This window comes from Saccharopolyspora kobensis, assembly GCF_900108315.1.
Classification (GTDB): Bacteria; Actinomycetota; Actinomycetes; order Mycobacteriales; family Pseudonocardiaceae; genus Saccharopolyspora; species Saccharopolyspora kobensis.
This window is the reverse complement of sequence record NZ_FNVB01000006.1, coordinates 388,258-409,087: the sequence shown is the minus strand read 5'-3', so window position 1 is coordinate 409,087 and position 20,830 is coordinate 388,258. Positions and strand designations below refer to the sequence as shown.

Here is a 20,830-nt window from a genome sequence, read left to right as displayed (position 1 = left end):
TAGAGATTCCGTGAAGTGTGCTCAAAGCCCCTGCTGGTGCGGGGGCTTTTTCGCTTTATCTCTACGTCATTGTTTTGGGGCTCGAACCCCATGCCCCCCACGGTGCGGTGGTTGCTTCTCGTGGGCTCCTTGCGTGGAGTGGCGTTCCCGGCCTGCTCGTCCAGCAGCGCCTCGCTCCGATGCGTTCGTGGTGTGGCGGGGTCCCTGTGGCCGTCACGGAGTGCCGGACCTCTGCGATTTCGGTTGAAATCGGCTTGCCTCGGTGCCGCAGGCTCCGTCGAGGACGTCGCCGATTTCAATTGAAATCGCTGCACCCGGAACGCGACCACCCGCCGCCTTGAACCCCGCGCGTTCCGGCGCTTCTCCTCGTCAAGCGCATCTGGGTGTCACCGCTGGTGGTGCGGCGGTGTCGTTCGTCGTGGGGGTAGCACGTTCGGGGCTTTTACTGGGTGGAAGGTTCTTGCTCGGGTGGTGGTCGTAGCGGGGCAGCATCCGTGCACTGGGTTTTCTGCAGCGGGGCAGGGAGGTCGAGGCATGGCCGGGGTGGGTTCTGTTGGGCGGAGCGGTTGGGTTCTGCCGCTTTGCTGGACCGCCGTGCTGTTGGACGGGTTCGACCTCGTCGTGCTCGGGAGCGTGCTTCCGGTGCTGCTCGAGGTGCAGCAGTGGGGGTTGACCGCGGCGAGCGCTTCCCTCGTGTCGACCGCCGGTCTGGTCGGGATGACCATTGGTGCGTTGGCCATCGGGACCATCACCGATGTCATCGGGCGACGGAAGGCGCTGATCTTCGCGGTGATCAGCTTCTCGCTGTTCACCGCGTTGTGCGCGGTTGCGCCTTCGGTCTTCGCGTTCGGGCTGCTGCGGTTTCTCGCCGGGCTCGGGCTCGGCGGTTGCCTGCCCACCGCGATCGCTCTCGTCACCGAGCACGCCCGTGCTGGGCGGAGCGGTAGCGCCACCACCACGATCATGACCGGGTATCACGTCGGGGCCGTGCTGACGGCGCTGCTGGGGATCGCCGTGCTGCCGAACCTGGGCTGGCGCGCGATGTTCGTCATCGGGGCTGCTCCGGCGCTGGTCCTGGTGCCGCTGATGCTCCGGTACCTGCCCGAGTCGGAGTCGTTCCAGCAGGTCAAGGCCGAGCGCGGTGCCGGTGGCGGTGCCGAGGCCGTTGCTTCGCTGTTCCGCGGTGGCTTCGCCCGGGCCACCATCGCCTTCTGGGTCACGTCGTTCATGGGGCTGCTGCTGGTCTACGGGTTGAACACCTGGCTGCCGCAGATCATGAAGTCCGCCGGGTACCCGCTCGACGCGGCGCTGGGGTTGTTGCTGACGCTGAACATCGGTGCGGTGATCGGGTTGCTGATCGCCGGTGCGGTGGCCGACCGCGTCGGGCCCCGGCCGGCCACCATCGGCTGGTTCGCCGCTTCGGCCGTCTTCCTGGCGGCGTTGAGCATCAAGCTGCCCGGGATCGGCGTGTACCTCGCGGTCCTGGTCGCAGGCTGCTTCGTGTTCAGCTCGCAGGTGCTGGTGTACGCCTACATCGGCCGCGTCTACCCGGCGGCGAACCGGGCCACCGGGCTCGGCTGGTCGGCGGGGATCGGGCGCATCGGCGCGATCTGCGGCCCGCTGCTCGGCGGCGCGATGCTCACGGCCGGAATCGCCTACCCGTGGGGCTTCTACGCCTTCGCCGTGGTCGGCGCGCTCGGCGCCGTCGGTGCCGCGCTGGTCCGGCGCCCCGGGGTGGCGCAGTCCCCGGAGCGCGCGGCCGAGCGCGCCGAGCAGTGATCAGGCCGCGTTGCGGAGCGCCTGGCGAACGGACTGGTGGGTCAGGTCGTGTCCGGCCAGGAAGTCGGCCGCGACACCTCGGCGGCTGAGCAGCGCGAGCAGGATGTGCTCGTCGCCGATCTCCCGGTGCCGCAGTTCGACCGCTTCGCGCAGCGCGTCCTCGATCGTGGACTTGGCGGTGGCGCTGAACGGTCTGTGGGCTTTGAATAAGCGCCGCCGCCGCTGGCGTTTCGGTTCGGCCATGGCGTCGGGACCGAGGGAGCGTTCGACGTTGGCGACGACCTCGCGCACGTCGATGCCCAGCTCGAGCAGGACTTCTGTGTCGGAATCGCTCAGACCGCCGAACCTGCGCGCCTTCGCGTAGGCCGCGACCACGCCGTCCTCGTCGACGCCGTGCTCGGCGAGCAACTGGCCGGCGCGGGTCGACGGCATACGCACGAGCGCGAGCAGCAGGTGCTCGTCGGTGATCTCCGGGTGCACGCGCTGCTGAGCCTGCTCCGTCGCACCGACCACCGCCTGGCGGGCGGCTGCGGTGAACCTCTCGAACATGGTCATGACCTCCCGTGTTTCTTGTGCACGGCCTGCCTGGACACGCCCAGTTCCGCTGCGACCTCCTGCCACGACCACCCGTGGTTGCGCGCGTTGCGGACCTGCACCGATTCGAGCTGCTCGAGCAGCTTGCGCAGCGCCGCCACGGCGCGCAGGCCCACGCGGGGGTCCCGATCGCTCGCGGCGGCGGCGAGTTCCGTAGCTCCTGCCATGACGTCAACCTACGTTGACACTCGGGAGGTTGTCAACCGATGTTGACAGCTCAGCCCTCGGCGGCGGCCTTGATCTGGTCCACCGTCTGCTGCATGCCCTTCTGGAGGAGTTCGCGGCGGAACTCCGGGAAGGTCGCGGCGCGTTCCGGCGGGAGGCTGTCCCGGATCTTCAGCAGGCGGTCCGGCGCGGTCTTCATCCGGAAGCGCTGGGTCAGCGCGCAGCCGTCCGCGGTCGGCTCGATCTCGAAGGACCACACCATGTTGTCCGTGAGCGCCGGGGCGGTGAGCACCTCCCAGGCGAACCGGCGACCCGGTTCGGCGGCGATCACCTCGCACTCGGTGGTCCAGGTGTCGCCCCGGGCCTGGTTGTCCCCCTCGAAGCGGGCGCCGACGGCGCCGGGCTCACCGGACTTCCACCGGCCGCCGGTGCACTCGGGGCTCCACTCGCCCATCCGGGTGATGTCGGCGGCGATTCGGTAGACGGCGTCGGCCGGGGCGGCCACTTCCGCGGTGGCGTGCAGGTCGTAACTGATCAGTTCAGCCATGCCAGCATCCTCGCGCCGCGAACCGATACACCACCCTGTGATCTAGGGCATAGAAAAGGGCACTTCCGGGCAACAGGTTCGCCCGGAAGTGCCCTTCACGTCAGTGGGACCGCTCCGATGTGGGCCGGTGCTGGCCGTCGGTCTGGGCGGGCACCTCCGCGCGGTGGCGGGCGGGCGTGTCGCGCTTGGTGAAGTCGTTGTCCGCCGAGGCGACCGGCAGTTCCTCCGGACGGCGGGAGAACGCCACCGCGGCCGCCGCCGCCAACCCGGCCAGCACCAGCAGCACCCACGGCCACTTGCGGCGCTTCGGCTCGTGCGGGCTGATCCGCTCGGCCAGCTCCTTGCGGGCCACCGCGGTGTTCTTGGCGAGCTGCTTGCGGGATGCAGCCGCCTTCTTCTCCCACCGCTTGCGCGCCCTGCGGCTCTGCTTGACGAGTTCCTCGCGGGACATGCCGGTGGCGCGCTGCGCGAGCTTCTCCTGCAGGTCCTCGGTCGAGATGCCGCGGCTGGCGAGTTCCTGCTCGGCCAGCGCGGCGGCGTGCCTGGACAGCGCGACACCGACCTCGCCCGCGCGTTTCGCGTTGCGACGTGCGGTTTTGATGCCGGTTCCCACCGCCTTGCCCACGCTCTCGCCAGCTCGGGCCATCGCCTTCACCTCATCCATCGTGTGCCTCCTGGGCCCGGCGTCCGCCGGTCGACTACTGGCCGCATCGGGGCCCATACTGCACCCAGAAACCGCGATCGGCCTGTTCGATGGCAGGATGGTCGGGTGGCTGAAGACAACGGATCGCTCGTTGGGACGAAGGTGACCGCCACCCTGCACACCTCGCAGGGGGACATCCGGCTCAACCTCTTCCCCGACCAGGCGCCCAAGACCGTGAGTAATTTCGTGGGTCTCGCCGAAGGCACCAAGGACTACGCGGCCCCCAACGCGAAGGGCGAGAAGTCCGGTCCGTTCTACGACGGGGTGATCTTCCACCGCGTCATCGACGGATTCATGCTCCAGACCGGTGACCCGACCGGAACCGGCCGCGGTGGCCCGGGCTACCAGTTCGGCGACGAGTTCCACCCGACGCTGCAGTTCGACCGGCCGTACCTGCTGGCCATGGCCAACGCCGGGCCGAACACCAACGGCTCGCAGTTCTTCATCACGGTCGCCGCGACCAGCTGGTTGAACTACAAGCACACCATCTTCGGCGAGGTCGCCGACCAGGCGTCCCGCGACGTGGTCGACGCGATCGGGCACACCGCCACCGGTGCGGCTGACCGCCCGGTCACCGACATCGTCATCGAGAGGGTCTCGATCGAGCGCGGTTGAGATCCGCCCACCGAGCAAAGAGCAGGTCCTGACACGTGACTGTTCCGCCCGGATCCCAGCCGGGGGCGGACGGGGCGCCGCCGCAGCTGCCGACCTGCGTTCGGCACCCCGACCGCCCGACCGGCCTGCGCTGCACGCGGTGCGAGCGCCCGGCGTGCCCGGAATGCCTGCGCGACGCCTCCGTCGGCCAGCACTGCGTCGACTGCGTCGCGCAGGGGCAGCGCGGCATGCGGCAGCCGGTGACGGTCGCCGGTGCTCGGCTGCCCGCGAAGCCGATCCTGGTGCCGGTGCTGATCGCCGTGAACGTGGTGATCTTCGCGCTCACCGCGGTGCAGGCGGGCAGCATCGGTGCGAACTTCACGGCGCCGCTGTTCGACGAGTTCGCGCTGTGGCCGATCCTGGTCGCGGGCGGCCAGTGGTGGCGGCTGCTCACCGCCGGCTTCCTGCACATCGGGTTGCTGCACCTGGCGATGAACATGATCGCCCTGTGGGTGATCGGGCGTGACCTGGAACTGCTGCTCGGCAGGCTGCGGTTCATCGCGGTGTACCTGCTGTCGCTGCTCGGCGGCAGCGCCGCGGTGTTCCTGTTCGGCGACGAGGTGACCCCGGTGGCCGGTGCGTCCGGCGCCGTCTACGGCCTGATGGGCGGTATCGCCATCGCCGCGCTGCGGCTGAAGGTGAGCCTGCGGCCGGTGCTGGTGGTCATCGCGCTGAACATCGTCGCCAGCGTGGTGATCCCCGGGATCTCGCTGCTCGGGCACATCGGCGGTCTGGTGCTGGGCGTGCTCGCGACCGGCGCGCTGGTCTACGCGCCCCGCAACCGGCAGGTGCTGATCCAAGCCGGTGCGCTGGGCGCGCTGCTGCTGGTGCTGCTGGCCGTGGTGATCACGCGCGACCTGCAGTTCGGCAACGTGGTGTGCTTCGGCTCCGGCGCGCAGACCCGCTGCGGCGTGCTCGGTTCCTGAGCTCAGCGCTGCCAGTCGCGGAGGGCTTCGGCGACGTCCTGCGGGTCCGTGCCGAGGTCGAGCCGGGTCAGGATGACCAGGACGGCGTCCGAGTCGAGCTCCAGGGACTGCACCTCGCGGCCGAAGCGGCGGTGGCTGCGGACCTGGACCGTCACCGCTGACCAGGGCCAGCGCCGTCGGCCGCCCAGCCCGCGCACGGTCACGCCCTCGCGGTCGGCGCTCAGCCTCGGGCGGCAGATGGTGGCGTGCGCCGAGGCGACGGCCAGGGCGAGCACGAGGACTCCGACGAACGTCCGGTCCACCGCGGATTCGGCGGCGAACCACCAGGCGGCGGCTGCTGCGGTGAGCACCCAACCGGTGGCGACCAACCCCGCCGGGGTCGCCCACTGCTGCGATCCGTTCGGCACGTCCACCGTTATCCACCCGCTACCGATGAGTTATCCACAGGAGTTATCCCCATTGGGGATGAGTTACACCCATGTTGTTCGACGACCGGCTGTCAATACCCCGACGAGATGAGTGAGGCCCGAAGGGGTTGCGCCCTCCGGGCCTCGGTCACGAATCGCGGTGGTGCGGTCAGCGCCAGCGCATCGTCATCAGCAGGCCGACGATCATGAAGGCGAACCCGACGGCGAAGTTCCAGCCGCCGAGGTCGGTCATGAACGGGATCTTCTCGCCCGCGATGTAGTTGACCACCAGCCAGAGCAGCCCGATGATCATCATCCCCAGCATCACTACGACGTAGATGGGGTGCGACGGGCCGACCGCCTTCGCCTTCACCGGAGTGCGGCGGTCGCCCACCGGGGTGGGTGAGTCCTTCTTGCGGACCTTGGACTTCGGCATGGTGTCCTCGCCAGGTGATGCGGCCGCGGGTGCCGCGTGCTCGGGCGGTCGCCGACCCGCGAAACCAGCCGCGGATCGGTTCGTTGTTCCAGGTACCACGTTAACGTAATCACAGAGCTGATCTAGAGCCCGCCTGTGGTCATTTTGCCCGGAGACGAACCAGTCCCCGCGGTCCGAGCCGTGACGGAGAGCGCAACCGTGACAGCACCGGAGCATCCCGAGGCCCCGCCGCCGGAGCGCCGGCGCGTCCGCTCCGCGTTGCGCGTGGTGGGCGAACTGCTGATCACCGCGGGTCTGGTGCTGCTGCTCTTCGTGTTCTACGCGGTCTACGTCACCGACTGGTCCACCGCCCGCAAGCAGGCCGCGGCCACCGACCGGCTGCTGACCCGGTGGCAGCAGCCGCGACCGGCCGCGCCGCCACCACCGCCGAGCACCGGCGAGGGCTTCGCCCAGCTGTACCTGCCGGAGTTCGGGCCGGACTTCCGGTTCGCGGTGCTGGAGGGCACCGACAGCGCGACCCTGGCCGCCGGTCCCGGCCACTACACCGGCACCGCATGGCCCGGCGAGCGGGGCAACTTCGCGGTGGCCGGGCACCGGATCGGCAAGGGCGCGCCGTTCAACGACCTGGACCAGCTGGAATCCTGCGATCCGGTGGTGGTGGAGACCGAGACGCGCTGGTACGTCTACCGCGTGCTGCCGATGGCCGAGGAGGTCGCCGGCTGGGACGGGCGCGGCGGCGATCCGCGCTGCCGGGGCGTGGCACCGATCGGCGAACCGTACGAGCAGGCCCACGGCCGCCGCATCGTGCTGCCCGCCCAGGGCGAGGTGATCCACCCGGTGCCGGATCGGCCGGTCGACGAGCTGCCCGCCGACCAGCGCACCCGACTGATCACGCTGACCACCTGTCACCCGGAGTTCTCCGCCGAGCAGCGGCTGATCGTGCACGGCGTGCTCACCACGGAGTACCCGAAGGATCCGGCGCACCCGGAACTGCGCCCCGCTGAGCTGGAGGAGCGCTGATGTACGGGTGGCTGTGGCGGCACCTCCCGGGCGGCACCGCGGCGAAAGCGCTGCAGGCGGTGCTGCTGGTGGCGCTGGTGGTCGCGTTGCTGCTGTTCGCGGTGTTCCCGGCGATCGACCCGCTGCTGCCCTTCAACGAGGTGACCACGCGGTGACCGGGCCCGGTTCGGGAAAACCGGCAGGACGGGGCGGCGGGTGTCCGCGTACTCTGGCGCCGTGCGCGTACTCGTCGTCGACAACTACGACAGCTTCGTCTACAACCTCGTGCAGTACCTCGCGCAGCTGGGCGCGGACTGCGTCGTGCGGCGCAACGACGTCGTCACCGACGACGACGTGGCAGCCGCCGACGGGCTCCTGCTCAGCCCCGGTCCGGGAACGCCGGACCGCGCCGGGCGCACGATGGAGCTGATCCAGCGCTGCGCCGCGGAGCGCAAGCCGGTGCTGGGCGTGTGCCTCGGGCACCAGGCCATCGGTGCGGTGTGGGGCGGCGTCGTGGAGCGCGCGCCGGAACTGCTGCACGGCAAGGTCAGCGAGATCCACCACTCCGGTGCCGGGGTGTTCGCCGGGCTGGCGGAGCCGTTCATCGCGACCCGCTACCACTCGCTGATCGTGCGCGCGGACACCATCCCGGACGACTTCGAGATCACCGCGCGGACCGCGTCGGGCATCGTGATGGGCATGCGGCACCGCGAGCTGCCGGTCGAGGGCGTCCAGTTCCACCCCGAGTCGGTGCTCACCGACGGCGGCCACCGGATGCTGGCGAACTGGATGGCCGGCGCGGGCCACCCGGTCGATGAACACCTGGTCAACGAGCTCGAACGCGGCATGCGCGAGGTGGCCGCGGCCGCCCAGCGCTGACCCCCACCTCCGCTGGCTAGCGTCGGGCCTGCTTGCGGTAGGCGTCGAGGACGTCCTGGCGGAGGAGGTGGCCGAAGCCCGCGGATTCCAGGCGGAGGCCGAGCTGGGCCTCGTCAATGCCGAGATCGGCGGCGGTGTCGGCCAGGTGCCAGCCGTGCGCGGCCAGGCGGCTGAGCAGGTGGCCCCGGCGGACCTGGCTCTCGGAGAGCCGGAACGTCTTCAGGTACGCCGTCCGGCCCCGCTCGTCCAGGATCGCCTCGCCGATGTGGTTCTCCTCCTTGGGGCGGAACACCGGCAGGAACCGGGCGAGCTCGAAGCGCCCCATCCGGTGGACGGCCTGCCACGTGCAGTCCTGCGCCAGCAGGCCCGCCGCCATCGTCGTGTCGTGGAACTCTGCCCAGGCGCGCTCTTCGGCGTCGGCCGCCGCGCGCAGGTCCGCGAAGGTGTCGATCCGCGCGTCGGCGATGCTCGCCCGGAAGTCCGCGACCGGTGGCATCAGCAGCGCGTACTGGAAGATCAGCTCCCCGTGCATGTCCTGCACCAACGTCGGGTGCAGGGCGCGGTAGTCGTCGGGGTGCGGGACGACGAACGCGGCGGCGAGCGCGTCGGCGACGTAGAGCAGCATGCCGCACTGCCCGGGGTGGATCTCGAAAACCCGCAGCGCATCGTCGAGCCCGGGCACCGCCGCGCCCGACCAGGCGGCTTCCGCGCGCGGCGAGAGCCCGCGGCGCAGCGCCTGCTGCGACCACTCCGACCAGGCGATCTCCGGGCCGCCGAAGTGCAGGGCGAGGTAGCCCTCCAGCGCCAGGTGCAGGGGCAGGAACCGCAACCGCCCGGCCGCTTCGCGACGGGCCAGCTTCCGGTGGAAGCGCAGCGGGATCGCGTCCGGTGGTTCGTCGCCGGGCAGCTGGGTGCCGTAGGTGGCCGCCGCTGCGTCGCCGGTCCAGTCGGCGACGAAGCCGTGCGGCACGTAGGAGATGTAGGTGCTGCGGCGGCCGACCTCGACCACCCCCACCGAGTCGCCGTAGATCCGCGGGTGCAGCCGGAGGTCGTCGATCGGTTCCGCGCGCACCAGCGGCACCAGGCGGACGGCGCCCCAGACCTGGGCGGGGCGGGTCTGCAGGCCGGTCAGGTCGAGTCCGGTCATGGCGTCTCCCCGCCGAGCAGCCGGTCAGCGCGGTTGCTCAGGTAACCGATCAGCTCCGCGAGCCCGGTCCGCCCGGTCGCGAACTGGGCGAGCTCCACCAGCGCGGGCAGGTCCTCGGCGTCGCGGATGCCGGTGCTGGGCACGACCTCGGACAGGCGGCGCACGTCGAAACCGGTCGCGTCGTAGACCGGGTTGAGGTGCACGGCGCTGGTGCGGTGCTGCGCGTCGAGCCGGGAGCGCCAGGCGCGGAGCACTTCACCGGCCAGACCGGGCGGCGCGTTGTCCCACCCGTCGGAGACGATCACCAGCCGGTCCGGGCCGGTTTCCAGCACCTCGACGATCCGCCGACCCAGCGGCGTCGCGCCGTGCGGGCGGGCGAGCAGCGCGTCGGTGCGGCCCGACGTCCACCGAGCGGTGTAGTCGTCGGCGAGGGCTGCGAGCAGGTAGTGGCAGGCCAGCGCCACGGCGAGCGGTCGGCGGCGCTTCTGGCCCGAGCCGGATGCGGAGAAGCTGTCGTCCAGGACGGCGGCGACCTTGCCCCAGGTGCCGCGGTGCGGGCCCGCCACCCGGTCGGCCGCCGCGCGCAGCGCGCGGGTCAGCTCGTCGCGGCGGCGCACGCGGTCCTCGACCGGCAGGGCGAGCGCGTAGGCGGCCAACCGGGTCAGCGGCATCCGGGTCAGGTCGGCTTCGGCGGCGCCGGACTCCTGCAGCCGCAAGGCCTCCAAGCGGGTCATCTTCGGCGCGATGCGCTCCAGGAAGACATCGCGCGGGATGCCGTGCTCGGCGGCGAAGCCCTCGGCGGCGGTGAACGGCAGCTCGTAGACGGACGCCTGCTCGTAGTGCGCGCGGCGCCAGGTCTCCAGCAGCGGCGTCTCGTACTGCGCGCGGGTCAGCGGCGCGAACAGGAAGGTGCCCAGCTCACCGGACGGGGCGAGGTGCGCGTGCCGGAGAGCGCGCTTCATGCCGCCGCGGTACTTCACCGCGTCGAAGGCCGGGTCCGGTCGGGCGGCCAGCCAGTCGCGCATGATCGCCCGCGTCCGGCGGTTGTTCACCTTGGCCCGGCGCAGCGCGCTGAACAGCCGGAACACGCGCTGCGGCGGGAGCAGCGCCAGGCGACCCGCGATCAGCCGGCCTTCGCTGCGGCGCTGCTCGGCGGTCGCCTCGCCGGAGGTCTCCAGCAGGCGCCGGACGATCAGCGCCGCGTTGTGGTCGTTGATGTCGAGCGCCAGCACGCCTGCGTAGAGGTCCCGGTAGTTGACCAGCATGTACTCGTGCAGGAACGCCAGGGACAGCTGCTGCTCGTCGGCGCCGGTGTGGAACTCGCGCTGGCCGGTCGCGGTGATCGCGGCGTTGACGAACAGCAGCACGTCACCGGCGGCGAGCAGCTCTCCCCGCGATCCCACCCGGCGCCCCCTCGGTCTTGGCGCCGACCGGGGAGTGGGGGCGCGAGCTGCGAATCAGTGCGGTAAAGGCAGTTTCCGGAAGTCGCGCCGAAGTCCCGCGGTCGGCACCGGGGATGCTAGCAACACCCGCCGGGCGCGATCACGGCATTCATCCCGCCCCCGGAGGGGCACCTCCCGGTCCGAGGTGCCCCTCCGGGCTCAGCCGAAAGGCGGGAAGATCCCGCCGTCGTTGCCGGGGCTGGTGGTCGGCGAGCTGGTGTAGTCGCCCACGTAGATCGTCACCGTCTGGGACTTGCCGACCTTCTGGCCGGAGCCGGGCGAGGAACCGACGACCTTGCCGTCCATGTCCTTGTCCGCGGTCTCCTGCGTGACCTCGTTGATGTTGCCGTTCCAGCCCAGCGCCTGCAGCGCCTGCTTGGCCTCGCTCGGCGACATGCCGGTCAGCTGCGGGACGGTGATCTGCTGGCCGTTGGAGACCACCAGCACCACCTCGCTCTTCGGCCGGACCGAGGTGCCGCCGGCCGGCGACTGGTCGATCACCGTGTCCGCGGGCTGGTCGGAGTCGCGGGTCTGCCTCTTGACCGTGAAGCCGGCGCCGTCCAGGTAGGCCTTGGCCATGTCGTAGGACATGCCGCGCAGGTCGCGCAGCGTGACCGTCTCGATCTTCTGGCCGATCACGACGTTGATCGTGGTGCCCTTGGCCACGGAGCTGCCCCGGCTGTCCCAGTTCATGATCCGCTGGACCAGCTGCGGGTCGGAGGTCTCCTCGTACTTCGGCGTGATGCCCAGCTTGAGCCCGACCTTCTCCAGCTCCTGCTGCGCCTCGGTCATGGACAGGCCCTCCAGGTCAGGGACCTGCACGCTCTCCGGCCCGGTGCCGATGCACAGATCGATGCTGGCCGTCTCCCTGTTGAGCTCCGCCGGGTACTCGGGCTTCTGCTTGACGACCTTGTCGATCTCATCCCGGGAGGACGGGCACGCGGTGAGCTTGACGTTCCAGTTCTCCGTCATCGCCCGTTCCTGGGCGGCGTTCTTCATCATGCCCACGAAGTTCGGCACCGGTTCGGTCTTCTCCGCGCCGTTGCCGATCAGCAGCGTGACCGCCCACGCGGCCAGCGCGAACACCGCCACGCAGGCCACCGTGACCAGCGCGACCGTCCGGGTGCGGCGGCGCTTGCGCTCCTTCTCGTCGTCGACCGGTTCTTCCGCGTCGCGGTCCACCGACCGGTGCCTGCCGGGCGGCATCAGCTCGGTCGCCGCGGACTGCGAGAGCATCGCGGTGCGCTCTTCGTCCGACATGATCATCGGGGCCTTCGGGCGCTGCCCGGACAGCACCCGCACCAGGTCGGCGCGCATCTCCGCGGCCGACTGGTAGCGGTTCGCCGGGTTCTTGCTCAGCGCCTTGAGCGCCACCGCGTCCAGCGACGCGGGAACCGTCGCGTTGACGTCGGACGGCTTGCGCGGCTCCTCCCGGACGTGCTGGTAGGCCACCGCGACCGGCGAGTCGCCGGTGAACGGCGGCTCCCCGGTGAGCAGCTCGAACAGCACGCAGCCGGAGGCGTAGACGTCGCTGCGCGCGTCCACCGCCTCGCCGCGGGCCTGTTCCGGCGACAGGTACTGCGCGGTGCCGATCACCGCGGCGGTCTGGGTGACCGCGGCCTGCCCGTCGGCCAGCGCCCGGGCGATGCCGAAGTCCATCACCTTCACCGCACCGGAGTTGGTGATCATGATGTTGGCCGGCTTGACGTCGCGGTGCACGATCCCGTGCCGGTGGCTGAAGTCCAGCGCCGCCGAAGCGTCCGCCATGACCTCCATCGCCCGGCGCGGCGCCAGCGGCCCCTCGGTCTTGACGATGTCGCGCAGCGTCCGTCCGTCGACGTACTCCATCACGATGTACGGCAGCGGACCGCTCTCGGTGTCCGTCTCGCCGGTGTCGTAGACGGCCACGATCGCCGGGTGGTTCAGCGCGGCGGCGTTCTGCGCCTCGCGCCGGAACCGCAGCTGGAACGTGGGGTCGCGGGCGAGGTCGGCGCGCAGGATCTTCACCGCCACGTCCCGGCTCAACCGGGTGTCGCGACCGCGGAACACCTCGGACATGCCGCCGTAGCCGAGCGTCTCGCCGAGCTCGTATCGGTTGGACAGAAGTCGGGGTGAACTCATCGAAGCGTCGTTCCGATCCTTGTCAACGATCGTCCCATCATGCCGATCCGTCCTCGTCGGCCGACGGGACGAGTGGTGTTCCCCCGACTCCGGTGCCCGGCAGCACCACCGGGTCCGGTTGCCGTAGCGCAGTGTGGCCCAGCGCTGCGGCGGAATCCAGGCCGTGAGCTTGCGCACCCAGGCTCTCGTCCCGGTTGACGAGCCAGTACGTGGTGAATCCCACCGCGGCCAGCACCGCCATGGCCAGCACCGCCACCAGCACCCAGATCACGACCTTGTTGGCCGAGGAGGTGGGCGGCGGTTGCGGTGGCGGCAGCTGCGGGGCCGGTGCCTGCGGAGGGATCAGCCCCGGCGGGTAGGTGTTGCCCATCGGCGGGAGCTGGGTCGGCATCGGGTGGACGCCGGTGTTGGGCACGGGCACGTTCATCTGCTGGCGCTGCTGCGGCAGGACCAGCGACGACGGCGTGGGCAGCGGGCGGCCCGCGCGCACCGCCGCGACAGCGCCGGCGAACTCGCCGCCGTCGGCGTAGCGGCGCCGCGGATCCTTGGCCATGGTGGCCTCGATCAGCGCGCGCACGCCCGGCGGCACGTCCGGCGGCAGCGGCGGCGCGATGTCGCGGATGTGCATCATCGCGACCGTCACCGCGTTGTCGGACAGGAACGGCCGGTGCCCCATCAGGCACTCGTAGCCGACCACGGCCAGCGAGTACACGTCGCTGGACGGGGTGGCGTCGCTGCCCAGGGCCTGTTCCGGCGCGATGTAGTGCGCGGTGCCCATCACCATGCCGGACCGCGTCACCGGCGCGGAGTCGGCGGCCTTCGCGATGCCGAAGTCGGTCAGCTTCACCTTGCCGTCGGGCGTGATCAGGATGTTGCCGGGCTTGACGTCGCGGTGCACCAGGCCGCGCTCGTGCGCGGCCTGCAGCGCCTGGCCGGCCTGCTCCAGCATGTCCAGCGTGTGGTCGGTGTTGATGCGGCCCTCGCGGGCGAGGATCGCCGCCAGCGGCTCGCCCTCGACCAGCTCCATCACCAGGTAGGCGGTGTCCTCCGGCCCGTCCGGGATCGCGGCGGTCTCGCCGTAGTCGTGCACCGCGGCGATGCCCGGGTGGTTCAGCGATGCGGTGGTGCGCGCCTCGGTGCGGAAGCGGTGCAGGAACTCCGCGTCCCCGCACAGCTCGGCCTTGAGCACCTTGATCGCCACCGTCCGGTCCAGCCGGACGTCCACCGCCTCCCACACCTCGCCCATCCCGCCGACCGCGATCCGCTTGCCGAGGCGGTACCGGTCGGCGAGTAACTGGCCGGAGGTCAGCACGGGTCAGCCACCTCCCTGCAGACCGGCCCGGATGACCTCCCGGCCGATCGGGGCGGCCACCGAGCCACCGGTGGCCTCGGCGCCCTCGTCGCCACCGTTCTCCACGATCACCGCGACCGCGATGGTCGGGTTCTCCGCGGGGGCGAACGCCACGTACCAGCCGTGCGGCTTGTCACCGGGGTCGCCGTGCTGGGCGGTACCGGTCTTCGAGGCGATCTCGACGTTGGAGATCTTGCCGGAGCCCTTGGTGTACTTCTCCGACTGGATCATCATGTCGCGGAGCATGCGCGCGATCTCCGGCGAGACCGACTGCTTCATCTCCTCCGGCTGGAAGGTGTCCAGCTCCGACATGTCCGGCGAGCGGGTGTTCTTCACCAGCTGCGGCTTCATCAGCTTGCCGCCGTTGGCGATGGCCGCGGTCATCATCGCGTTCTGCAGCGGGGTGACCCGGACGTCGCGCTGACCGATGCCGCTCTGGTACAGCGCGGCGGTGTCGGCCATCGCGCCGAGGTCGGACTTGGCCACGCTCATCGGGATCTGCAGGTCGTCGCCGAACCCGAACGCCGCCGCGGTCTCCCGCAGCTTGTCCGGCCCCAGCTCACCGGCGATCTTGGCGAAGGCGGTGTTGCAGGAGTAGGCCACCGCCGCCGTGAGCGTGTCGCCCCGGCAGGTGTTGCTGCCGTAGTTGGGCAGCGTCGCGCTGGCGGTGCCGGGCAGCGGGATGCGCGCGGCCGTCTCCACCTTGCTGTCCGGCTTGTAGCCGTTCTGCAGCGCGGCGGCGGTGGTGATCATCTTGAAGGTCGAACCGGGCGGGTAGATCTCGGAGACCGCGCGGTTGGACATCGGGTTGTCCTCGGCCTCGCTGAGGTTGTTCCACTGCTTGGCGACCTCGTTGTTGTCGGTCGAGGTCAGCAGTCCCGGGTCGTAGGACGGCGCGTTGACCATGGTCAGGATCTCGCCCGACCGCGGGTCCAGCGCCACCACCGAGCCGGAGAAGCCCTTGCTGGTCAGCTCCTTGTAGGCCACCTCTTGCATGGCCGTGTTGATGGTCAGCTCGACGCTGCCGCCGCGCGACTCCTTACCGGTGATCATGTCCGACAGCCGGTCGAAGGCCAGGCTGTCGTCCTTGCCGGTGAGGATCTTGTCCTCGGCGCGCTCGATGCCGTTGGAGCCGTAGTAGAACGAGTAGAACCCGGTCACCGGGGCGTACATCGGGCCGTTCGGGTAGGTGCGCAGCCACTTGTAGCGGTTGTCCTCGTTGGGCACCGACCGGGCCAGCGACTGGCCACCGGCGATGATCTGCCCGCGCTCCCTGGCGAACTCCTCGTACTGGGTCCGCTTGTTCAGGGCGTGGTCGCGGAGCTCGCTGGCCTGGATCACCTGGATGTAGGTCGCGTTGCCCATCAGCAACACGACCATCACCATCATGGCCAGCGCCACTCGGCGCAGCGGCTTGTTCATCGGGGACGCTCCACGAGTTCCGTATGCGCTTCCGCGATCGGCGCCTGCTTCGGCTTGGGCTTGGCAGGCGTCTGCGGCCGCCGCGCGGCGTCGGAGATCCGCAGCAGGAGAGCGACCAGCACGTAGTTGGCGAGCAGCGACGAACCACCGGCGGCCAGGAACGGCGCGGTCAGACCGGTCATCGGGATCAGCCCGGTGACGCCGCCTGCGACCACGAACAGCTGCAGCACGATGGTGAACGCGAGACCGCCGGCGAACAGCTTGCCGAAGGAGTCGCGCACCGCCAGCGAGGTGCGCAGACCGCGCATCACCAGCAGCAGGTACATCATCAGCACGGCCATCAGCCCGACCAGGCCGAGCTCTTCGCCGATGGCCGAGATGATGAAGTCGCTGGCCGCCCATGAGGTCAGGTACGGCCGGCCCGAGCCGAGCCCGGAGCCGAACATCCCGCCGTTGGCCATGCCGAACAGGCCGGTGCGGAGCTGGTCGTTGGCGGCGCCCTCGGCCAGCGGGTCCAGCCAGGTGTTGACCCGGGCCTGGACGTGGTCGAACAGGTTGAACGCGATGATGGCGCCGAGCGCGAACAACGACAGGCCGAGGAACACCCACACCGCGCGCTCGGTGGCGATGTAGAGCATCACCAGCACGATGCCGAAGAACAGCAGCGAGGAGCCGAGGTCCTTCTCCAGCACCAGGATGCCGATGGACAGCACCCAGGCCGCGATCACCGGCATCAGGTCCCGCGGGCGCGGCCAGTCCACGCCGAGGAAGCGCTTCCCGGCGGTGGTGAACAGCTCCCGCTTGGAGACCAGGAACGAGGCGAAGAAGATCAGCAGCAGGATCTTGGCGAACTCACCGGGCTGGATGGAGCCCAGCGGACCGAACCGGATCCACAGCTTCGCGCCGTTGGCCTCCGAGATGCTGGCGGGCAGCAGGCCGGGCAGCGCCAGCAGCGCGATCCCGACGAACCCGCAGGTGAAGCCGTACTGGGCCAGCGTCCGGTGGTCCTTGATGAACGCTAGGACGAGGACGAACAGCACGACGCCGATCGCGCTGAACATGATCTGCTTGCCGGTGAACGGCCCGCCGTAGACCTCGGCGAGGTCGAGCCGGTGCAGCATCACCAGACCGATCCCGTTGATCAGCGCCACCAGCGGCAGGATCAACGGGTCGGCGTACGGCGCCCAGCGGCGCACCGCGAAGTGCGCCACGCCGAAGAGCACCAGGAAGGCAGCCCCGTACAGGAACAGGTCCCGGGTGACGGTCTGCTCCTGGGAGATCTCCACGATGAGCAGCGCGAAGGTGACGAGCACCGCAGCGAAAACCAGCATGAACAGTTCGGTGCCCCGCCGAGTGAGAACTCGCGGGGCGCCGCTGGTCGCTCCGGTCTGAGCGGCCGGTTCGGGCATCAACTCACCATCCGGCAGGTCACGCCCGGCTTCTGCTCCTCCGTCTGCAGCGGGGTGGCGTCATCCGGCGGAGGCACCTCGGAGTTCGGCTGTCCGGGCGGCGGGACGACGTCGCCGGGCTGGTTCGTCGGCGGCGCCGGTGGCTGCTGCGCGGGCGGCTCGGGCTTCTGGCACTCGGGCAGCAGCGCGGTCATCCGCAGCCTGCGCATCGCCTCGCGGGCGTCCTGCAGGCCGTTGACCTCGGTGATGCCGTTGCGCACGTCCGGTCGCTGCGCTTCCTGCAGGTCCGTCAGCTTGATCGGGGTGCAGTCCGCGGCCGAGTCCGGCGGGCAGGAGGTCTCCACCTGCCAGTTCAGCGAGACGCCGAGCACGCTGCCCTGCACGCCCTGGTAGATCACCACCTCATCGGCGGCGTTGGCACCGATGTAGTACTGGTTGAGCACCCACCAACGCCCGACCAGTCCGCCGCCAACAAGCAGGATGAGCACGCCGCACATCACCAGCAGCCAGCGCAGCCAACGCCGCTTGCGCGGCAGCTCCGGCGGCGGTGAGGTGGGTTCGAAACGCTGCGGCTGCGGCCGCGGCATGGTCACCGCGGAAGCGCGCGCCGCCGACGAATCGGGTTGCGGATGCTCATCGCCATTTCCCGCCGCGCCCCCGACGATCGGGGCGTCATCGCCGAACTCGACGTCGACGACGTCGGCGATGATCACGGTGACGTTGTCCGGACCGCCGCCCTTGAGGGCGAGCTCGATCATCCGGTCCGCGCACTGCTGCGGGTCCGGGATGCGCAGGGCCTCCGCCAGCGTCTCGGTGCTCACCGGGCCGGTCAGCCCGTCCGAGCAGAGCAGGTAGCGGTCCCCGGCGCGCGCCTCCCGGATCGCCAGGCTCGGTTCCACCTCGTGGCCGGTCAACGCGTGCAGCAGCAGCGAGCGCTGCGGGTGGTTGGCGGCCTCCTCCTCGGTGATCCGGCCTTCGTCGATCAGCGACTGCACGAAGGTGTCGTCGTGGGTTATCTGGGCCAGCTCGCCGTCGCGGACCAGGTAGGCCCGGGAGTCGCCGATGTGCACCAAGCCGAGCTTGCTGCCCGCGAACAGGACAGCGGTCAGCGTGGTGCCCATCCCCTCCAGGTCCGGGTCGTTGGCCACCAGCTCGGCGATGGCACCGTTGCCGGTCAGCACCGCGTTGCGGAGCTGACCCAGCAGGTCGTCGCTGGGCTCGTCGTCGTCCAGCGGCGCGAGCGCCGCGATGACGACCTTGCTGGCGACCTCACCGGCGGCATGGCCTCCCATGCCGTCCGCGAGGGCGAGTAGTCGTGGGCCGGCATAGACCGAGTCCTGGTTGTTGGAACGAACCAGGCCGCGGTCGCTGCGGGCTGCGTAGTGAAGGACGAGGGTCATGAGCGCAGCTCGATCACCGTCTTGCCGATTCTGATCGGAACTCCGAGCGGGACCTTGGTCGGCCCCGTGACCTTCGCCCGATCGAGGTATGTGCCGTTTGTGGAGCCTAGATCCTCCACGTACCAATCGGAGCCCCGAAGGGACAACCTCGCGTGTCGTGTCGACGCGTAGTCGTCATCGAGGACCAACGTGGAGTCGTCCGCCCGGCCGATCAGGATCGGCCGACCGTCCAGTGAAATGCGCGTGCCGGCGAGCGCACCGTGCGTCACCACCATCTGGCGTGGCGCCTTGCTCCTGCCCCTGCCCTTGGCCGGGGCCCGACCCGCACCTGGCATCGGGAGCCGCATCCCGGACGCCGAGTAGAGGTCTGAACGAACCACTCGAAGCGCAGCCAGCACGAACAACCAGAGCAGGGCGAGGAACCCTGCTCTGGTCAGCTGCATCACCAGCTCTGGCACTTGTTGTGAACGCTCCTACTCGTGTCGGGGACGCGGTTCGCGGTCTCAGGCCTGCTGAGCGCGGAAGATCAGGGAGGAGTGCCCGACCCTGATCACGTCTCCGTCCGCCAACTGCCAAGTCTGCACCGGAGTGCCGTTCACCGTGGTGCCATTCGTGGAACCGAGGTCGGCCAACATCGCGCTCTGGCCGTCCCAGGTGATCTCGATGTGCTTGCGCGAGACGCCGGTGTCGGGGAGCCGGAACTGGCCCTCCTGGCCGCGGCCGATGATGTTCGAGCCCTGCTGCAGCGTGTACGAGCGGTTCGAACCGTCGTCGAGGTGCAGGGTCGCGGTCATCATGCCGCGCGGGCCGCCCTGCGGGTAACCGCCGGGCGCGCTCTGCGGGTAGGCGCCACCGGGCTGCTGGCCGTAGCCGCCCTGGTCCGGGAAACCGCCCGACTGCGGGTAGGCACCGCCCGGCTGCTGGCCGTAGCCCTGGTCGTAACCGGCGGGCTGGCCGTAACCCTGGTCGTAACCGGCAGCGGGCTGCTGGCCGTAACCCTGGTCGTAGCCACCGGGCTGCTGGCCGTAGCCCTGGTCGTAACCGGCGGGCTGGCCGTAGCCGCCCTGGTCGAAGCCGGCTGCGGGGGGCTGCTGGCCGTAACCCTGGTCATAACCGGCAGCGGGCTGCTGCCCGTAGCCCTGGTCATAGCCCGGCTGCTGGCCGTAGCCGCCCTGGTCGTAACCCGGCTGCTGGCCGTAGCCCTGGTCGTAACCGGCGGGCTGGCCGTAACCGCCCTGGTCGTAACCGGGCTGCTGCTGGCCGTAACCGCCCTGGTCGAAACCGCCGGCGGGGGGCTGCTGGCCGTAGCCCTGGTCGTAGCCGGCAGCCGGGGGCTGCTGCTGGCCGTAGCCGTAGTTGGGGTCCTGGCCTTGGCCGTAACCCTGGTCGTAGCCGTACTGCCCCTGCTGGTTGTACGGATCTCCCTGGGGATAGTGGCCTGGTGGCTGGCTCATGGGTCGGTCTCCTGCGGTACGCGGTTGTGCCGGCCGTCGAGTCACGTCGGGGTCGACGGTCGAGCTGATTCGAAACTGTCCCGTGTGCAGCGTCTCAGAGCGCTCCAGGGAGACTACGACGTCACCATATGTGTCCCACCCCTGCTCGGTGAGATGCTCCTGAACGCAGTCGGCGAGGAGGTCGGTCACCCGGTCCTCGTCGTCGGTGAGCCGATCGTGATCGGACGGGCTCAGTTGCACAACGTAGTGGTTGCACGCGAGCAGTCGACCCCCGGCGAGCTCCCGGACCTGCAGCTCGGCTTCCCGCTGCAGTGCCTGGGCGACCTCCTGGGGCACGACCTTCCCGCCGAAAACGCGCGCGAAGCCGTTACCGACGATGCCTTCGAGTCGGCGCTCAAAGCGCTGCACGAGGCCCACGGCAATTTCCTTCCACGCGTACGACTCCTGACACCCATCGTATCTGGGTCAACGGGCCGGGACACCGCCCAGTTCCCAACAAGTCCGACCCCCCGCCGAAGGCCCTCGTCAGCCCGTGCTAATCTACTTTCGCCAACAGGGCAGCAGGGAAGCGAAAGCGACCCCGGTGCCGAAGGCCGGAAGCAGTCAGTGTAAGCTTCCAGCCAAGCCACGGGCGAGTGGCGGAATGGCAGACGCGCACGGTTCAGGTCCGTGTGTCCGAAAGGACGTGAGGGTTCAACTCCCTCCTCGCCCACTCCGAAGGCCCCCGGCTCATGCTTCGCCGGGGGCCTTCTTCGTATTTCTTTACGGGGGCCGAGTCCCCGTAGGCCCCCACGGTGCGGTGGGGGCCTTCTTCTCCGCTCCTCGCGATGGGCGGCGTTCCCGGCCTGGGTCGGGGACCAGCGGTTCGCTTTGTTCTCCGGGCTTCGCCCGTCGGGCCGTTCAGGGGTGGGGTTCCCGGGTTTCAGTGTTTCGGTCTTCAGGTGCTCGGCCGTGCGCGCAGGTTTCAGAGCCGGAGTCTTCGGTGTCTGGGCTTC

General features: G+C 70.1%; 21 protein-coding genes and 1 tRNA gene. 7 read left to right on the top strand and 15 right to left on the bottom strand.

Annotation, left to right across the window (positions count from 1 at the left end; genetic code table 11):
• Positions 1–534 precede the first annotated feature (534 nt).
• Positions 535–1,779: an MFS transporter gene (locus tag C4T78_RS22345; protein WP_093350851.1), complete on the top strand. Its 1,245-nt coding sequence runs from the start codon at positions 535–537 to the stop codon at positions 1,777–1,779.
• Here C4T78_RS22345 and C4T78_RS22340 read toward each other — a convergent pair whose 3' ends face one another.
• The 4 genes from C4T78_RS22340 to C4T78_RS22325 all read right to left on the bottom strand — a co-directional run bounded on the left by C4T78_RS22340 (position 1,780) and on the right by C4T78_RS22325 (position 3,749).
• A complete protein-coding gene (locus tag C4T78_RS22340; protein WP_235863445.1) occupies positions 1,780–2,334 on the bottom strand; it encodes a Clp protease N-terminal domain-containing protein in 555 nt (184 codons plus the stop codon).
• Positions 2,331–2,540: a helix-turn-helix domain-containing protein gene (locus tag C4T78_RS22335; RefSeq protein WP_093150665.1), complete on the bottom strand. Its 210-nt coding sequence runs from the start codon at positions 2,538–2,540 to the stop codon at positions 2,331–2,333. The genes C4T78_RS22340 and C4T78_RS22335 overlap by 4 nt, the downstream gene beginning before the upstream one ends.
• Before the next feature lie 50 nt (positions 2,541–2,590).
• Positions 2,591–3,085: an SRPBCC family protein gene (locus tag C4T78_RS22330; RefSeq protein ID WP_093350856.1), complete on the bottom strand. Its 495-nt coding sequence runs from the start codon at positions 3,083–3,085 to the stop codon at positions 2,591–2,593.
• A 100-nt stretch (positions 3,086–3,185) separates the two neighbouring features.
• Positions 3,186–3,749 (bottom strand): hypothetical protein, encoded by a 564-nt coding sequence (locus tag C4T78_RS22325; RefSeq protein WP_093350859.1) that lies wholly within the window; start codon positions 3,747–3,749, stop codon positions 3,186–3,188.
• A 105-nt stretch (positions 3,750–3,854) separates the two neighbouring features.
• On the opposite strand from C4T78_RS22325, the gene C4T78_RS22320 reads away from it, so the two are divergent.
• Both C4T78_RS22320 and C4T78_RS22315 read left to right on the top strand, forming a co-directional pair.
• Positions 3,855–4,403: a peptidylprolyl isomerase gene (locus tag C4T78_RS22320; RefSeq protein WP_177241941.1), complete on the top strand. Its 549-nt coding sequence runs from the start codon at positions 3,855–3,857 to the stop codon at positions 4,401–4,403.
• A 35-nt stretch (positions 4,404–4,438) separates the two neighbouring features.
• The gene (locus C4T78_RS22315) at positions 4,439–5,368 is read left to right on the top strand and encodes a rhomboid family intramembrane serine protease (RefSeq protein ID WP_177247532.1); all 930 of its coding nucleotides are present in this window, start codon (positions 4,439–4,441) and stop codon (positions 5,366–5,368) included.
• A gap of 2 nt (positions 5,369–5,370) precedes the next feature.
• Here C4T78_RS22315 and C4T78_RS22310 read toward each other — a convergent pair whose 3' ends face one another.
• Together C4T78_RS22310 and crgA are read right to left on the bottom strand one after the other, a co-directional pair.
• Positions 5,371–5,781, bottom strand: a complete 411-nt coding sequence (locus tag C4T78_RS22310; protein WP_093350861.1) for a PH domain-containing protein — start codon at positions 5,779–5,781, stop codon at positions 5,371–5,373.
• A 163-nt stretch (positions 5,782–5,944) separates the two neighbouring features.
• On the bottom strand, positions 5,945–6,211 hold the full coding sequence (gene crgA, locus C4T78_RS22305) for a cell division protein CrgA (protein ID WP_093150652.1): 267 nt from the start codon (positions 6,209–6,211) through the stop codon (positions 5,945–5,947).
• Between the two features lie 198 nt (positions 6,212–6,409).
• Here crgA and C4T78_RS22300 point away from each other — a divergent pair, with 198 nt between their 5' ends.
• The 3 genes from C4T78_RS22300 (at position 6,410) to C4T78_RS22295 (ending at position 8,089) form a co-directional block, all read left to right on the top strand.
• A complete protein-coding gene (locus tag C4T78_RS22300; protein ID WP_093350864.1) occupies positions 6,410–7,231 on the top strand; it encodes a class E sortase in 822 nt (273 codons plus the stop codon).
• Complete coding sequence (locus C4T78_RS36495; protein ID WP_093350866.1) at positions 7,231–7,386, top strand: hypothetical protein; 156 nt, start codon at positions 7,231–7,233, stop codon at positions 7,384–7,386. The genes C4T78_RS22300 and C4T78_RS36495 overlap by 1 nt, the downstream gene beginning before the upstream one ends.
• Before the next feature lie 61 nt (positions 7,387–7,447).
• Positions 7,448–8,089, top strand: coding sequence for an aminodeoxychorismate/anthranilate synthase component II (locus C4T78_RS22295; RefSeq protein WP_093350869.1), 642 nt, complete (start codon positions 7,448–7,450; stop codon positions 8,087–8,089).
• A 16-nt stretch (positions 8,090–8,105) separates the two neighbouring features.
• Here the strand turns inward: C4T78_RS22295 and C4T78_RS22290 are convergent, their stop codons facing one another.
• From C4T78_RS22290 to C4T78_RS22250, 9 genes are all read right to left on the bottom strand, one after another.
• Positions 8,106–9,236, bottom strand: a complete 1,131-nt coding sequence (locus C4T78_RS22290) for an ARPP-2 domain-containing protein (RefSeq protein ID WP_093350871.1) — start codon at positions 9,234–9,236, stop codon at positions 8,106–8,108.
• A complete protein-coding gene (locus C4T78_RS22285; protein ID WP_093350874.1) occupies positions 9,233–10,639 on the bottom strand; it encodes a hypothetical protein in 1,407 nt (468 codons plus the stop codon). The genes C4T78_RS22290 and C4T78_RS22285 overlap by 4 nt, the downstream gene beginning before the upstream one ends.
• Before the next feature lie 198 nt (positions 10,640–10,837).
• Positions 10,838–12,799 (bottom strand): Stk1 family PASTA domain-containing Ser/Thr kinase, encoded by a 1,962-nt coding sequence (gene pknB, locus C4T78_RS22280; RefSeq protein WP_093350877.1) that lies wholly within the window; start codon positions 12,797–12,799, stop codon positions 10,838–10,840.
• A 37-nt stretch (positions 12,800–12,836) separates the two neighbouring features.
• A complete protein-coding gene (locus C4T78_RS22275; RefSeq protein ID WP_093350879.1) occupies positions 12,837–14,111 on the bottom strand; it encodes a serine/threonine-protein kinase in 1,275 nt (424 codons plus the stop codon).
• Positions 14,112–14,114: 3 nt separating this feature from the next.
• Complete coding sequence (locus tag C4T78_RS22270; protein WP_093350882.1) at positions 14,115–15,572, bottom strand: peptidoglycan D,D-transpeptidase FtsI family protein; 1,458 nt, start codon at positions 15,570–15,572, stop codon at positions 14,115–14,117.
• Positions 15,569–16,981, bottom strand: coding sequence for an FtsW/RodA/SpoVE family cell cycle protein (locus tag C4T78_RS22265; protein ID WP_093350884.1), 1,413 nt, complete (start codon positions 16,979–16,981; stop codon positions 15,569–15,571). The genes C4T78_RS22270 and C4T78_RS22265 overlap by 4 nt, the downstream gene beginning before the upstream one ends.
• Positions 16,981–18,381 carry a PP2C family protein-serine/threonine phosphatase gene (locus C4T78_RS22260; RefSeq protein ID WP_093150614.1) on the bottom strand — a complete coding sequence of 467 codons (1,401 nt, stop codon included), beginning with the start codon at positions 18,379–18,381 and terminating at the stop codon, positions 16,981–16,983. The genes C4T78_RS22265 and C4T78_RS22260 overlap by 1 nt, the downstream gene beginning before the upstream one ends.
• Positions 18,378–18,839 carry an FHA domain-containing protein FhaB/FipA gene (locus tag C4T78_RS22255; protein WP_093350887.1) on the bottom strand — a complete coding sequence of 154 codons (462 nt, stop codon included), beginning with the start codon at positions 18,837–18,839 and terminating at the stop codon, positions 18,378–18,380. The genes C4T78_RS22260 and C4T78_RS22255 overlap by 4 nt, the downstream gene beginning before the upstream one ends.
• Before the next feature lie 45 nt (positions 18,840–18,884).
• Positions 18,885–20,252, bottom strand: a complete 1,368-nt coding sequence (locus C4T78_RS22250; RefSeq protein ID WP_093350890.1) for an FhaA domain-containing protein — start codon at positions 20,250–20,252, stop codon at positions 18,885–18,887.
• 212 nt (positions 20,253–20,464) lie between these two features.
• Here C4T78_RS22250 and C4T78_RS22245 point away from each other — a divergent pair.
• A tRNA-Leu gene (locus C4T78_RS22245) sits at positions 20,465–20,547 on the top strand.
• The last annotated feature ends 283 nt before the right edge of the window (positions 20,548–20,830 follow it).